Origin of the sequence: Actinoplanes sp. NPDC051861 (genome assembly GCF_040681145.1) — a bacterium.
Classification (GTDB): Bacteria; Actinomycetota; Actinomycetes; order Mycobacteriales; family Micromonosporaceae; genus Actinoplanes.
In genome coordinates this window covers 67,425-81,075 of record NZ_JBFAYE010000034.1, presented here as the reverse complement: position 1 = coordinate 81,075, position 13,651 = coordinate 67,425, and the positions used below count along the sequence as shown (strand labels likewise).

Below are 13,651 nucleotides of genomic sequence, written 5' to 3'. Positions count from 1 at the left end.
CGTAGCCCGTTGCCCGTTGCCCGTTGCCCGTTGCCCGTTGCCCGTTGCCCGTTGCCCGTTGCCCGTTGCCCGTTGCCCGTTGCCCGTTGCCCGTTGCCCGTTGCCCGGCTTGTGTGCCGTTCGGGTTCGTCCGGGACGTTCTGGCATTTCGGGGAGCGCGCCTCGCCTTGGGTCGGGCCGGCTCCAAGTACTGGGTTAGCGGAAGGCCCAGTGCTGGTTGGCGGTACCCGTGCAGAACGTGACCAGGACGGGATTCCCAGGGCGGCCGCCGAAGTTCGGGTCGGCGAGGCAGCGGCCGTTGGCGGCGTTGATGAGGCGGCCGTCGTTGTTGAGGGACCACTGGGCGGTGGTGCGGCCGTCGCAGCGGGTCAGTTCGACGCCGCCGTCGCCCTCCAGGTAGGCGCAGAGATCCTGAACGGCGAGCGTGCGGTCGCCGTTGAGCTTCCAGCGCTGTGGGGTGGTGTCGTTGCAGTCGTCGACGTGGACGTCGGCTCCTTCCTGGACGTCGCCTCCTCGTAGGTCGAGGCAGAGGCCGTTGCCGCTGACCAGCGCCTTTCCGCCCTCATCGAGTGCGGAGGGCACGGCCTCGGCCGGCGGGGCGGGTGCCACCGTGCCGGTGCCGGCGGCGCCTGGTGTTTTCGGCAGCGGCAACTGGGTGGTCTTGCTCGCGGTGGGGGATCGGGACGTCTCGGTGGCGCGGGACGTGGATTCGCCGGTCTCGCCTCCGCTGTTGTCGGCGTTACCGCCGTTGGCGGCACTGGGCAGGATGCTGGCCGTGGGTGCCGGCCCGCTGACCACGGGAAGTCCCTGGTCGGGCAGCGAGGTGGACACGGTCGGTCGTAGTCCCGGCCCGAACACCGCCCAGCCGGCGACGGCCAGGATCGCGGCCACTCCTGCACCGACCACCAGCAGTGGACGGTGCCGGCGTCCCGACTTCTGGGCGGGCGGTGCGTCGGTGGCGGTAACGACCGGGATCACCTGGGTCGGGATCTCGCGTGTCGGGTCGGCCGGCCAGGCAGCGGTCGACGTAGGTTCCTCGCTCGGGGTGCCGTCCTGCAGCACGAACGGGCGCACCAGCAGCGGATCACGGCTGTCGCCGGTCTCCTCGGATGTCGCGCCCTCGCCCGATGAGCCCACGCTCACTGAACTCGCCACCCCCCGGTCAGGCAACACGGTCACCCAACTTACCGGCACTCGGCCACCCGTGCGGGTGGCCGATCGGCCGAAGATCCCTGATCAGCGTTTCCAGAACGGGATGGACCGGCGCTTCGCGGAGCGGCCCTGTGCAGCCTCGTCGCTGCTGGACGGCGGGGTCGCGCCGCTGCTGGTCGTCGATGGACCGACGTCACTGGAGGTCTGTCTGCTTTCGGACGATGTTGCCTCGCCTCCGCCGCTTGACACGGCTGGATCGTCGTCGGGGGTGGTGAAGGCGCCGAGGACGCGGAGTGCGGTGGTCCACTTCTCCTCGAGGGAGGCGGCGCTGTTCAGCAACTCGATCAGCTCGCGGAGCGGGGCGAACTGGGTGCTGGGCGTGGCGTCGAGCAGCATGGCGAGGCGGCTTGCCAGGTCGTCGAGCATGTCACGCCGGTCGGGTGCGGGGAGGCTGGCGGCGTCGCGGAGCCGGCCCGCTTCGATGGTGATCAGGCTGCGGAACTCGGCGACCGGGTCCGGCTGTGCCTCGTCGAAAGCGGCCTGGGCTCCGGGACCGGGCTGAATGAGGGACTGCGAAGCGTAGGAGCTGGCGTCGTAGGCACTCATCGGACGCGCTGCACGCCCGAACGACGATCCACGCTTGCCTGCGGCGCCCGGCAGCCCCGCCAGTCCGGCGCCACGGGCGCGCACGGGCGCGATCGGCGGCCGGGGCGGCATGGGTCCTGCCGGAGCGGGCGGTCCCGCCGGTGCGGGCGGGGCGCCGGCCGGTGCGGCGAACGGGGAGGCTGCGCCGGCAACGAACATCGGCGGCAAGGGTGCGGCGGAGGGGGCGGGTGGTTCCCAGCCCGAGGGCATTTCGACCGGCTGGGTGACTCGCTTGTTCTTGCCGCCGTCGTTGACGACACGCGCGTCGACGGCCACGTAGGCGGTGAACCGGCAGAGCACACCGAACCGCAGTGAGGTCTCGACGATCTGCCGTTCGAGTGAGTGGTCGCCTGCCGCGTACGCATCTTCGAGATCGCGCAGCCGGGCCCGGGCCCAGAGTGAGGTGATCGCTCGCTCGCTGCGCTGTTGCACCGCGACAGCGGTGCGGAAGTCCTGGTCGTCGCGGGTCCGGCCGGTGACCGTGAGGGTCCCGCCGGGCGTGCCTGTGTAGCGGCCGGTCACCACCAGCGGCACTCCTGAGTAGAGGCCGGGCAACCGGGAAGGGCTGCGGGTGTCGTCGAGCAGCTCGATGCCGTCGCCGGTGACGGCCAGGCCGGTGACGGTGGGTGCGCCGATGCGGCGGTGGATGTGTTCCATCGCCTCGTCGAGGCGGTCCTCGCTCTCGACGAGTTCGGAGCGGCCGGCGCCGAGGGCGGCGAGGCGGCCGAGGAACCCGGCGTTGACCGCCCGGTCGATGCCGACGGTGTGCACGCGTGTGGCGCCGATGAGCGGAGTGACCTCGTGGACGATCTGGTCCTCGTTGCCGACCTGGCCGTCGGTGACGAGGACGAGGACCCGGTCGCGGCCGGTGCTGTCGGAGAGCAGGGCGAGACCGGTGCGCAGCGGGGTGAGCAGTTCGGTGCCGCCGCGGGCGTCGGCGCGGGCGAGGTGTTCGACGGCGCGGTAGCGGTGGCGGTCGGTGGCGTCGACCAGGCCCTCGGCGAGCCCGTCGGGGCGTTCGACCTGGTGGTCGAAGGTGAGCACGGTGAACCGGTCGGCACTGGTCAGGGTGTCGATCACGCGGGCGGCGGCGCGGCGGGCAGCGACCATCTTCCAGCCGCCCATGCTGCCGGAACGGTCGAGCAGCAGGACGACGTCCTTGGGCCGGGCGGGACCGGCGGGCTCGGGCGGGAGGACGACGAGCTGATAGGTGCCCTCGTTTCCGTCGCCGTCGTCCGGCACCGCGACGGCGGTCTCACCGCCGGGGGCGTAGGCGAGCCGCAGCACGAAGTCGCGGTCGGCGCGTTCGCCGGGGGCGATCCGCAGGCGCCCGTCCTCCTCGGTGACGGTGTGCAGGCTGGAACGGACGTCGCCGAGGTCCAGGCCGGCCGGGTCGATCTCGACGCCGATGGCCAGTTTCAGCGGGTTGGGGAAGCCGGGCAGCAGCACCGGTGGGGAGATCCTCGAGGCGTCGGGGACCGCGTCGGTGTCCGGGTGCTGCCCGTCGCCGACATAGGGGCCGGGCAGCGGGATGCCGGGCACATAGCGGGGTGCGACGACGAGCGGGAAGCGGAAGGTGGCGGCGCCGTCCTCGTAGGGGAGAGGGCCGACGAGCCGGAGGCGGACCACGACGCGTTCGCCGGGCATGATGTTGCCGACCCGCATCGTGAAGACGTCCGGCCGCTCCTCCTCGGCGATCGAGGCGCGCTGGCCGGCGGCGACGGCCTGATCGTACTGCTCGCGGGCCTCGGCGCGTTCGTGCAGCTCGGCGACGACGGTGCGGTCGGCGGCGGTCATCGACATGCCGGTCACGGCGGCCCGGTCGGGCAGCGGGAAGACGTATGTCGCCTCGAGGGCGGTGTCGTGCGCGTTGACGAACTCGGTGGTGAGCTCGGTGCGGACCACGAGGCCGCTGATCTTCGCCTGGACGTCGAGGCGGTCCAGTGGCAGGTTGCCGCGGTCGGTGCGCAGGGTGCCCAGGCCGGCGTCGGGCTGGTCGTGGAGGCGGTCGAGTTCCGTAGTGCCCATCGGATTGACGGAAATGGTCATGAGTCTCTCCCATCGGTGAGCCCACGGGACGCGAGCAGGTCGAGCAACGGTTGTGCGGCCTCGGCGAGGTCGCCGCGGTCGAGATCGTGCAGCGGGTGCGGGATCAGCAGGATCACGCCCAACCCGAGTGGGATGCCGGTGAGGTCCGGGCCGGTCGCGGGGCGTGGTGAGCGGCCGAGCTGGGCGGATCGGTGAGCGGCTTCCAGAGCGGCACGGGTGGAGCCCGGGGCGCGAGGGGGAGAGCCGGTCGCGGGCGAGGGTCGCGCGGGAACGCTTCTCCAGAAGTCTGCGCGCGCGGGTTCAACAGGTGGGGGCGGGTCGGTGTCCAACAGTTCTGAAGGGACGCGGGCGGCGGCGGACAGTTGCTCCTCAGTGGCGCCGGTGAGCTCGGCCTGGATCTCGGCGAGGGTGTGGCCCGCGGCCTGGCGGCGTTTGATCGCGACGAGTTGCAGCAGGTGGCGCGGGCCGTAGAGAGCGACCCGGCCGCGGGTGCCGAGCGGGCGGTCGACCAGGCCAATCGTCGTATACCACCTGATTGAGCGGCGGTCGGGCAGCTCGCGGACCCGGCCGTTGGGGGCACCGGGGTATTCGGCGGCGAGTGCCGTCTCCACCCGTTGCACCAGCTGCTCCATCGTCCACATGCCAAACATCCTGACACTGTCACCATGACACTGTCAATGTGTGTAAGGTGTCCGGCATGCGAAGCGACAGTGAGGCAAGGAGGGGGCGCCGTGCTGGACGGATTGCGGCTGGTGAGCCTGTCGCACGTCAACGACCCGGCGCGGATGAGCGTCTACCCGGGCGATCCGCCGTTCGAGTTGACGACCGTCGCGACCCTCGAGCGGGACGGTTTCCATCTGCAGGCGGTGCGGGCGGGGGAGCACACCGGGACGCACTGGGGTGCGCCGGGCCACTTCGCGGCCGGCGAGCGGCTGGCCGATCAGCTGGATCCGGCGGACCTGTTCCGGCCGGCGGTCAAGATAGATGTACGGGGGAGGTGCGCCGCCGACACGGGATATGCGGTGACGGTCGACGATCTGCGGGCGTGGGAGTCCCGGCACGGCAGGATCCCCGCCGACTCGGTGGTGATCATCTGGACCGGCTGGGAGTCGAGGTTCGGCACCCCGGAGTTCGCGGTGCATCCGGGGTTCGCGCCGGCGACGGCCCGCTGGCTGATCGAGACCGGCCGGCTGGGGGAGCGCGGCGGCACCGGGACCGACGCGTTCAGCCCGGACGTCAGCACCGACACGGCGTTCACCGTCTCCAAGATGGTCTACCGGCGGCGCCGGATCAGCCTCGAGGTGCTGGCCAATCTGGCGGATCTGCCCGCCACCGGGGCTTACGTGCTGTGCGGCGGGCAGATCAACCGGGCCGGCTCCGGATCGACGGCGCTGATCTACGGCGTGCTGCCGCCGGCCGGGTGAGGCTCGCCGTTGACCATCAGGGTGTATGGGGCGTATTGGGTCACCTGACCGGTCGGCTCGTCGTAGGCGACCACCGCCACCACGCGGGGATAGGAGCCGAGTTTCTCGAAGTCCTCCAGCGGCACCGCCTTGGCCCGCGAGGTGCCCAGCCCGACCAGGGTGACGTTCCAGTGGTGCACCGCCGTGGGATGCACCTGCGTGGGCGACCGCCAGCCGTCGAGCGTGGCCGTGGTGACCGCGGTGGTCCCGACCTCGAGGTCGGAGATGTGCCAGCCGCCGAGGCTCACGGCCGCGTCACTGACGTATCGGAAGCCGAGCAGGACGCGCTTTCCGGCGTACGCCTGAAGGTTGTAACTGAGGGTGAGGTCCGCGGCCTGGCCGGTGACCGCCGGGCCCAGCGGCCCGGTGACCGTGTGCTCCCCTTCAAGCGGCTGGTAGGTCTTGCCGCCGTCCGACGACACTGTCACATAGCCGTAATCGAAGTCCTTCTCCAGGCCGTATGTCGTGGTGAAGCGCAGGACCGGGTCCTTCTCGGGCACGTCCAGCTCGCGCACCGCGGTCTCGTCGGTGTCCGGCTCGTTGCCGGAGAACAGCATTTCGCTGTCGATCGTCCAGGTCAGCGGCGTCGGTGGCAGGGTCTTCGCGCCGTCGAAGCTGATCGAGCGCAGGTCGCGCGGCAGCTTGACGAAGTCGGCGCCGTTGGGTGCCGCGCCCGCCGGGCCGTATGCGGAGGGGTCGCCCAGGTTGACGGTCGACCGCAGGCTGGGCGAGGTCACGCGGTTGCGGGGCAGGCCCCTCATCACCCCGCCGGGCCGTTCGACGGCCTTGTCGACCAGCGTCATGATCTGGAAGTCGTGCAGCACGTCGTGCATGCCCGTGCCCTCCGGCAGCGCCGCGGCGAGGCTCGCCAGGCCCTGAGCTGTGCCGTCCTTGTGCAGCGTGGTGATGACCTCGGGGCCGAAACGGTCCCGCAGATAGACCATCAGTTCGTAGGAGATTCCGTAATCCGCCAGGATCTCGTCCGGCGTGCCCTCGTTCCACAGGTTGAGCGAGTTGGCCGGCGCGCTGCAGGGTCGCGGGTTCGGGTTGTTGTCCGTCTTGACCCCGCCGAAGCCCTGGTAACAGGCGAGATGGATGTCGAAGCCGCGGCGGTACACGTTCAGGTGCGGGTTGGAGTACCCGGTCAGCGTCTGGGCGTAATCGGACAGGCCCTCCTTGACCCAGGTTTCCTCCGAGGCATCGGTGTAGTACCCGAGGAGGTGCTGCCACTCGTGGGCGAAGGTCGACTCGTACATCCGGGGGCGCGCGGGCCGGCTGGTGCAGCGGTCCTCGGTCGGCTCGTGCGGGGGGTTCGCGCCGGTCTGGTGTGCCCAGTCGTAGGCGTCGATCGTGATGATGTTGCGGTCGAACAGTTCGTTGAGTTGTTCGGAGAAGAACCCGGACACATAGGTGAGGTTCTTCGGGAACGCGAAGTAGTTGTCGTCGCGGATGTTGTCGACCAGTGTCACGGTCCGGTTCCCGGCGCCGGTGAAGTCACCCTCCAGCCCGGCGTTTGCCCCGCTGCGGTTCGGCGGGGTGCTGAACGCCGCCGTCTCCTTGGGGTAGATGTTGTCGTCGAACTCGCGGACCAGAGCGGCGACCTGGGCGTCGGTGACCTCGGTGGCCGCGCTGCCGCGGCAGTCACCGGCGGGGAAGCCGAGGTCGCCGGCCACCCACACCTCGATGTTGTCGCCGACCGCCCGCAACGTGAAGTCCTTGCGGTAGATGTCGTTGTCCAGCACGTTCAGGCCGGCCCAACTGCGGACGGTCCCGACGGGCGGGGTGTCGGCCGCCGCGCGTCGCGGGGACGGGGCCGGCTCATAGGTGGCCGGCGGGAGGGGCCGCCCGTTGAGAGTGAGCCGCTCCGGGATCAGCCCCGGCACGTCCTGCGCGGGGACGGCCGCCGACTCGGTCGGAACGGGCGAGGGGGGTGGTGTGGCGAGCACCGCACCGGCGGGCAGCGGACCCACGAAGAACGGGACAGTAACGGTTATTGTCGCGAAGCTCGCAAAAAGGGTGCGCGTCACGTCTCGCGACGCTACCTGCGATCGCGAGCCCGTGACGCCAACACCGGTTGTTGCGGATCAGGAAACCTCCCTGCGGAGCACGCGTACGAAGCCGATCGCCAGCGGGAGCACCACCCAGACGGCGGCCGATACGGCCAGTCGTGCGTACTCGCCGCCGGTGGCGTCCGCCTCCGACAGCGCCTGCGAGGTGACGTTGAGGTCCAGCCAGCCCGCGGCGTCCTGGAGCTTGGTGATGATCGAGGTCAGCACCGACCAGACCGTCGGCAGCGCGAAGTAGATGACGATCGCCAGCGGCGTGTTGAGCAGCAGCGCGCCGAAGCCGATCCCCATCAGCACGAAGATCACCTGGAGCAGGAAGCTCTGCCAGATCAGCGAGGAGTCCAAGCTCCACGAGGCGTCGCCGCCGAGCGCGCCGGCGATCACGTTCGCCACCGCCGCCAGCAGCCCGGTCGCCACCGTCGCCGCGATGGCGATCAGGGTGCCCGCGAACAGCTTGGCGACCATCACCCGGCCACGTGCCGGCACCAGGGTGAACGCGGTCAGCGCGGTGCGCTGCGACCACTCGCTGGTCACCGACAGGATGCCCAGCACCGGCAGCAGGACCGCCGACGGCAGCATGCCGAACGTCAGGAACTCGGAGTACGTCTGCTCGGCGTCCTGTCCCCAGCCGAGCAGGATCGCCGAGGTGCCCGCGGTGGCCAGCCCGATGATCAGCAGCAGCCAGAAACCCGCCCGGGTGTCGGCGAGCTTGCGCAACTCCACCAGGGTCAGCCGGCCCAGCGGGACCGCGCCGCCGGTACGCGTGTCGATCGGAGCCTGGGCGACGGCAGTCATCGGACGACCTCCTGCATCTCGGATGCGCCGTTGCCGTTGCCGGTCAGGCGCAGGAACATCTCCTCGAGCCCGCCGGCACCGGCCGGACGCAGCTCCAGCAGCACCACTCCGGCGGCCGCGGCGGCCTTGCCGATGGTCTGCGCATCGGTGGGAACCAGAATGCTGCCGTCCGCCGAGCGGGTGCCGGTGATGCCCATCTGCCGCAGCAGCGTCTCCAGCTCGTCCTGGTCGGCGGCGCGGACCAGGGTGCCCGCCTCGCCGAGCATCTCGTCCTTGTCACCCTGGACCAGGATGCGCCCGTTGCCGATCACGACGAGACGGTCGGCGACCGCCTCCACCTCGCGCAGCAGGTGCGAGGAGAGCAGCACGGTGCCGCCCCGGTCGGCGAAGTCGCGCAGCAGGCCGCGCATCCAGAAGATGCCTTCCGGGTCCAGGCCGTTGGCCGGCTCGTCGAGGATCAGCACGGCCGGGTCGCCGAGCATGGCGTACGCCAGGCCGAGCCGTTGCCGCATCCCGAGCGAGTACGCCCGCAGCCGCCGCTTGGCCGCCGTGCTGTCCAGTCCGACCTTGGCGAGCCGCTCCGGCACCCGGCTCGTGTCCAGCCCCATCGTGATCGACGCCAGTGCCAGGACCTCCCGGCCGGTCCGCCCGGCGTGCTGCGCGGACGCGTCAAGCAGCACACCGACGCGCCGTCCGGGGTTGCCGAGCTTGCGGTACGGGGTGCCGGCCACCGTTGACCGGCCCGAGGTGGGCGGGGTGAGTCCGCAGATCATCCGCATCGTGGTGGACTTGCCGGCACCGTTCGGCCCGAGGAAACCGGTGACCGTGCCGGGCTCGCAGGTGAACGACACGTCGTCCACGGCGAGGTGGCTGCCGTACCTCTTGGTGAGATGTTCGACCTCAATCATGCGATCAGCGTCGCGCCGGACGAGGCTCGGGCGCGTCGGCAAATGGTCGATGCCTGCGAACCTTCGTCGATGTCCCGGTTACAACTTTGGTCGGTATCGGCCCGGGACCGGCGGCCGATATCGTCGACGGCGTGGGCAAGTCGCTTCCGGAGTACCGCTGGTTGTGGCCCTCCGCGTTGATGTCGGACCCGGCCGGCCCGCTGCCGAGCAGACGTTCCACCCGCGACTGGGTGGTGGACACGCTCTGTTTCGTGATCGGTTTCGGGTTCGCCGTGTACGCCACCTACGACCTGCTCAGCGCCGATCCGGACCTGGTGACCGGCGTCCACGACACGCCGGACTGGGTGGTCGTGGTCGATGGGGTGCTCAGCATGCTCGGCGGGATCGCCCTGTGGTGGCGGCGCCGGTTCCCGATGGCGCTGGCCGCGTACTTCCTGGTGCTCTCGTTCTTCTCCTTCGCCAGCGGCCCGGCGTTCATGATCGTGCTGTTCACGGTTGCGGTGCACCGCACGTTCCTCTGGCTCGTCACGCTCACGGCCTGCGCCATCGGTGCCAACGCGGTCTTCGCGATGCTGCGGCCGGAGGCCGGTGCCGGGTTCGCCGAGACGTTCTGGTGGGGCGTCGCGATGATCGTGTTCGTCGGCATGTGGGGGATGCTGGTCCGCTCCCGGCGCTACCTGATCGTCTCCTGGCGCGAACGGGCCGAACGTGCCGAGTCCGAGCAGCAACTGCGTGTCGCTCAGGCGCGGGTTCTGGAGCGCACCCGTATCGCCCGGGAGATGCACGACGTCCTGGCCCACCGGATCTCGCTGCTCAGCCTGCACGCTGGAGCCCTGGAGTTCCGGCCGGACGCGCCGCCGGCCGAGATCGCGAGCGCGGCGGCGGTGGTTCGGGAGAGCGCCCACCAGGCGTTGCAGGACCTGCGGGCGGTGATCGGGGTGCTGCGGGAGGGCCAGTCGGAGGAGACCGGGCCGCCGGAGCGCCCGCAGCCCACGCTGAGCGCGCTGCCCGCTCTCGCCGACGAGTCGCGCCTGGCCGGGATCAAGGTGCGGCTGGAGGTGACCATCGAGATGACGGCCGTGCCGGTGGCGACGGCGCGGGCGGCGTACCGGATCATCCAGGAGGGGCTGACGAACGTACGCAAGCATGCCCCGGGTGCGGTGGTGCGCGTCTTCGTGGGCGGTGCGCCGGGGGAGGGCCTGACGCTCAAGATCCGCAATCCGCTGCCGGTGGCGGCGCCGGCAGCCCAGATCCCCGGCACCGGGGTGGGCCTGATCGGCCTGGCCGAGCGCGCGACCCTGGCCGGTGGGCGGCTCACCCACGGCGTGCACCAGGGCGAGTTCGTGCTCACCGCCTGGCTGCCGTGGACGGAACCGGCCACGACGGTCAGCGGGTGAGCGATCCATGCGACACAGATCGGGGGGACACGGTGACGGGTGGCGAGCGGCTGCACGACGACGGCGGGGCTGCCCTCGGGGTTGAACCGGTGCGGGTGCTGATCGTCGACGACGATCCGCTCGTGCGGGCCGGCCTCTCGATGATCCTCTCCGGTGACAGTGAGGTGGACGTCGTCGGCCAGGCGACCGACGGTGCCGAGGTGCCCGCGGCGGTCGCCGAGTACCGGCCTGACGTCGTGCTCATGGACATTCGGATGCCGGGGGTCGACGGGCTGGCCGCCACCGAGGCGCTGCGTGGACGGCCCGGAGCGCCCGAGGTGCTGGTGCTGACGACGTTCGACGCCGACGAGTTCGTGTTGCGGGCGCTACGGGCCGGGGCCAGCGGGTTCCTGCTCAAGGACACGCCGCCCGGGCAGATCAAGCAGGCGGTGCTGCGGGTCGCGCGGGGCGAGGCGACGCTCTCACCCAGCGTCACCCGCCAGTTGATCGCGCACGTCGCGTCGGGGCCGCCGGACCGGTCTCAGGCTGGTGAGCAGCTCAACCGGCTCAGCACGCGGGAACGGGAGGTCGCACTGGCCGTCGCGCGGGGTAGGTCGAACGCGGAGATTTCCGTCGAGCTGTACATGTCGGTGGCGACGGTGAAAGCGCACGTCTCCCGCGTGCTCACCAAACTCGACCTGAACAACCGGGTCCAGGTGGCGTTGCTGGTACACGACGCCGGGCTCGCCTGACGGCAAGCAAAGAGCGAAGCCTCACGGCAAGCAGAGAGCGAAGCCTGACGGCAAGCACAGAGGGAAGCCTGACGGCAAGCACAGAGCGAAACCTGACGGCAGTCAAAGAGCGAAGCGAGAAGGGTTCACTCGAACAGCGAGTGCGAACGGCCACCCTCAGCCCGCGACCGGGCCCGGCGGCGCATCTGCACGACCACGATGTCAATCAACGCGACGACGGCCCACCCCGCCAGGAGCCACCCCGGCACGGTCCAGCCCGCCCGGAGCAACAACACCGACAGCACAGCGCAGACGACCAGCCCGAACGATGCCAGGACCAGGCGCAGGTTCAGCGGCGAATACGGCTCCTCGACCGTTCCGCGGCGGCCTTTCGGCTGCGGTCCGATGGGCATGAGCGGAGCCTACCCGCGTCCACTCTCCGCAAACCAGAACCAGAGCCCGCCCGCGTCCACTCACCGCAAACCAGAACCAGAGCCCGCCCGCGTCCGCTCACCCGCAAACCAGAACCAGAGCCCGCCCGCGTCCGCTCACCGCAAACCAGAACCAGAGCCCGCCCGCGTCCACTCACCGCAAACCAGAACCAGAGCCCGCCCGCCCCCACTCACCGCAAACCAGAACAGGAACCGCCGGGCACCTCGAAACGCGCCGGGCGCGGCGGAGCCTCCCGAGAATCAGACCCGCAAGAAACCGCCACCCATTACATGATCGAAAAGTTTCTATATCGCTGGTCCGCTGTGGACGACATGATGGGAGACGGTCATCACATCGCATAGGAGGCGCCATGCCCCAGCCGGGCCACACCCCTCCGGAAATCACGACACCCGAGCGCCGCCTCGGCACGTGGCCGATCTTCGTCATCGCGGTCTCCGCCATGACGCCGCTCACGGTGGTCGCCGGAGCCCTGCCCCTCGGTTACGGCCAGGTCGAGGAGAAAGGCATCCCCGTCGCGTACATGCTGGTCGCGGCCGTGCTGGGCGTCTTCGCGGTGGGGCTCGCCGCGATGGCACGGCATGTTCCGAACAGCGGCGCCTTCTATGCGTACGCGGCCTCCGGCATATCCAAGCCCGCCGGCGTGGGCACCGCGTTCGTCGCGCTGCTCGCGTACAACGCCATGCAGATCGGCCTCTATGGCGCGTTCGGTGTGGCCGCCCACCATGTGGGTGACGCCTTCGGCCTGGACATCTCGTGGGTGATCTGGGCGCTGATCGGCTGGGCGGTGATCGCTGCGCTGGGCCGGCTCAACATCGATTTGAACGCCCGCATCCTGACCGTCCTGGTCTGCGCCGAAGTGCTGATCGTGCTGATCCTGGACGCCGCCATGCTGGGTAACCCGGCCGACGACACGATCACTTTCGACACCCTCAACCCGGCTCTGATCGCCAGCGCCGGCGGTGTCGCCCTGCTGGTCGCCGCTGTCGCCGGCATGGTCGGATTCGAGGCGCCCCTGGTGTACGCGGCCGAGGCCAAGGACCCGCGCCGCACCATCGCCCGGGCAATCGGGTTCACGCTGCTTGTCGCGGCCGTGCTCTACGGCGGCACCGCATGGGTGATGTCGGTCGCGGCCGGCCCCGACCAGATCATCGCGATCGCCGCCGACCATCTGGACGACCTCTTCTTCTACCTGCCCGAGCCGTACCTACCGGCCGTCGTCATCGACCTCGCCCGCGTCTTCTTCGCGACCAGCCTGTTCGCCGCGATGCTCGCGTTCCACCACACGGTCGCCCGCTACGCGCTCACCGTCGCCCGCGAGGGTGTGCTGCCCGCGAGCCTGGCCCGTACCCGCGACGACGTCCCGATCACCGCGTCGATCGCGCAGTCCGGGTTGGCGCTGTTCGTGCTGCTGCTCTACGCCATCGCCGGCTGGAACCCGACCACCGACCTGTTCTTCTTCGGCACCGTCTCCGGCGGCCTCGGCGTCCTTGTCCTGATGACGATCGCCGCGATCGCCGTGGTCCGCTACTTCCGCACCGGCGACCACGGCGAGAGCCGCTGGCGCCGGTCGATCGCCCCGTGGATCTCGCTGGTCTTCCTGGCGCTGATCCTGCTGCTCACCGTGGCATCGTTCGGCATCCTGCTCGATTCCGACAATCTGCTCAAAGTGTGGTCACCCCCGCTGGCATTCCTCCTGCTTTTCCTGGCGGGCGCAAGCTGGGGAAGAAAGTTGCGCCGCGAGCGCCCCGAGGTCTACGCCGTCATCGGTACGGGAAAACCGCCCACCTCCGACGCCGCGCCCACAACAACCACCACCCCGGTCGAGTCCCCGCCGCCCGACCAACCACCCGCATCGGAATCGGTCACCGCCCCGCCCCCGAGCCAGGCCCCCGAGACAAGCACCGCCCCGGATGAGGGCGCGGCTTCGCAGGCGAGCGCTGCCCCGGATGAAGGCGGGACGTCGCAGACGAGCATTGCCCCGGATGAGGGCGCGGCTTCGCAGACGAGCACTGC

The 13,651-nt window shown here is 70.4% G+C and carries 11 protein-coding genes; 4 read left to right on the top strand and 7 right to left on the bottom strand.

What is annotated here, in order from left to right:
• Positions 1-195: 195 nt before the first annotated feature.
• The 3 genes from AB0M02_RS45220 to AB0M02_RS45210 form a co-directional block, all read right to left on the bottom strand.
• A complete protein-coding gene (locus tag AB0M02_RS45220; RefSeq protein ID WP_364238703.1) occupies positions 196-1,143 on the bottom strand; it encodes an RICIN domain-containing protein in 948 nt (315 codons plus the stop codon).
• Positions 1,144-1,236: 93 nt separating this feature from the next.
• Positions 1,237-3,846: a VIT domain-containing protein gene (locus AB0M02_RS45215; RefSeq protein WP_364238702.1), complete on the bottom strand. Its 2,610-nt coding sequence runs from the start codon at positions 3,844-3,846 to the stop codon at positions 1,237-1,239.
• Positions 3,843-4,487 carry a MerR family transcriptional regulator gene (locus AB0M02_RS45210; RefSeq protein WP_364238701.1) on the bottom strand — a complete coding sequence of 215 codons (645 nt, stop codon included), beginning with the start codon at positions 4,485-4,487 and terminating at the stop codon, positions 3,843-3,845. Before AB0M02_RS45210 ends, AB0M02_RS45215 begins: the two co-directional genes overlap by 4 nt.
• A gap of 90 nt (positions 4,488-4,577) precedes the next feature.
• Between AB0M02_RS45210 and AB0M02_RS45205 the strand changes: the two genes are divergently transcribed.
• Complete coding sequence (locus tag AB0M02_RS45205; protein WP_364238700.1) at positions 4,578-5,270, top strand: cyclase family protein; 693 nt, start codon at positions 4,578-4,580, stop codon at positions 5,268-5,270.
• Here AB0M02_RS45205 and AB0M02_RS45200 read toward each other — a convergent pair.
• The 3 genes from AB0M02_RS45200 to AB0M02_RS45190 are packed head-to-tail and all read right to left on the bottom strand — an operon-like array spanning position 5,243 to position 9,078.
• Positions 5,243-7,336 carry a peptidase M6 immune inhibitor A gene (locus AB0M02_RS45200; RefSeq protein WP_364238699.1) on the bottom strand — a complete coding sequence of 698 codons (2,094 nt, stop codon included), beginning with the start codon at positions 7,334-7,336 and terminating at the stop codon, positions 5,243-5,245. The two genes, AB0M02_RS45205 and AB0M02_RS45200, sit on opposite strands and share 28 nt — an antisense overlap.
• A gap of 57 nt (positions 7,337-7,393) precedes the next feature.
• Complete coding sequence (locus tag AB0M02_RS45195) at positions 7,394-8,170, bottom strand: ABC transporter permease (protein ID WP_364238698.1); 777 nt, start codon at positions 8,168-8,170, stop codon at positions 7,394-7,396.
• Positions 8,167-9,078 (bottom strand): ATP-binding cassette domain-containing protein, encoded by a 912-nt coding sequence (locus tag AB0M02_RS45190; RefSeq protein WP_364238697.1) that lies wholly within the window; start codon positions 9,076-9,078, stop codon positions 8,167-8,169. The genes AB0M02_RS45195 and AB0M02_RS45190 overlap by 4 nt, the downstream gene beginning before the upstream one ends.
• 179 nt (positions 9,079-9,257) lie before the next feature.
• Here AB0M02_RS45190 and AB0M02_RS45185 point away from each other — a divergent pair, with 179 nt between their 5' ends.
• On the top strand, positions 9,258-10,475 hold the full coding sequence (locus AB0M02_RS45185) for a histidine kinase (RefSeq protein ID WP_364238718.1): 1,218 nt from the start codon (positions 9,258-9,260) through the stop codon (positions 10,473-10,475).
• A gap of 32 nt (positions 10,476-10,507) precedes the next feature.
• Positions 10,508-11,206: a response regulator transcription factor gene (locus tag AB0M02_RS45180; RefSeq protein ID WP_364238696.1), complete on the top strand. Its 699-nt coding sequence runs from the start codon at positions 10,508-10,510 to the stop codon at positions 11,204-11,206.
• A 125-nt stretch (positions 11,207-11,331) separates the two neighbouring features.
• Here AB0M02_RS45180 and AB0M02_RS45175 read toward each other — a convergent pair whose 3' ends face one another.
• Entirely contained in the window at positions 11,332-11,598 is a 267-nt protein-coding gene (locus AB0M02_RS45175) for a hypothetical protein (protein ID WP_364238695.1), read from the bottom strand.
• Positions 11,599-11,987: 389 nt separating this feature from the next.
• Here AB0M02_RS45175 and AB0M02_RS45170 point away from each other — a divergent pair.
• Positions 11,988-13,651: amino acid permease (locus tag AB0M02_RS45170; protein WP_364238694.1), on the top strand; the 1,664-nt coding region annotated here is incomplete at its 3' end.

Coding starts and splice junctions, on each gene's coding strand:
- AB0M02_RS45195 (WP_364238698.1), bottom strand. CDS start 8,170: ATGACTGCCGTCGCCCAGGCTCCGATCGACACGCGTACCGGCGGCGCG.
- AB0M02_RS45185 (WP_364238718.1), top strand. CDS start 9,258: ATGTCGGACCCGGCCGGCCCGCTGCCGAGCAGACGTTCCACCCGCGAC.
- AB0M02_RS45210 (WP_364238701.1), bottom strand. CDS start 4,487: ATGTGGACGATGGAGCAGCTGGTGCAACGGGTGGAGACGGCACTCGCC.
- AB0M02_RS45215 (WP_364238702.1), bottom strand. CDS start 3,846: ATGACCATTTCCGTCAATCCGATGGGCACTACGGAACTCGACCGCCTC.
- AB0M02_RS45175 (WP_364238695.1), bottom strand. CDS start 11,598: ATGCCCATCGGACCGCAGCCGAAAGGCCGCCGCGGAACGGTCGAGGAG.
- AB0M02_RS45190 (WP_364238697.1), bottom strand. CDS start 9,078: ATGATTGAGGTCGAACATCTCACCAAGAGGTACGGCAGCCACCTCGCC.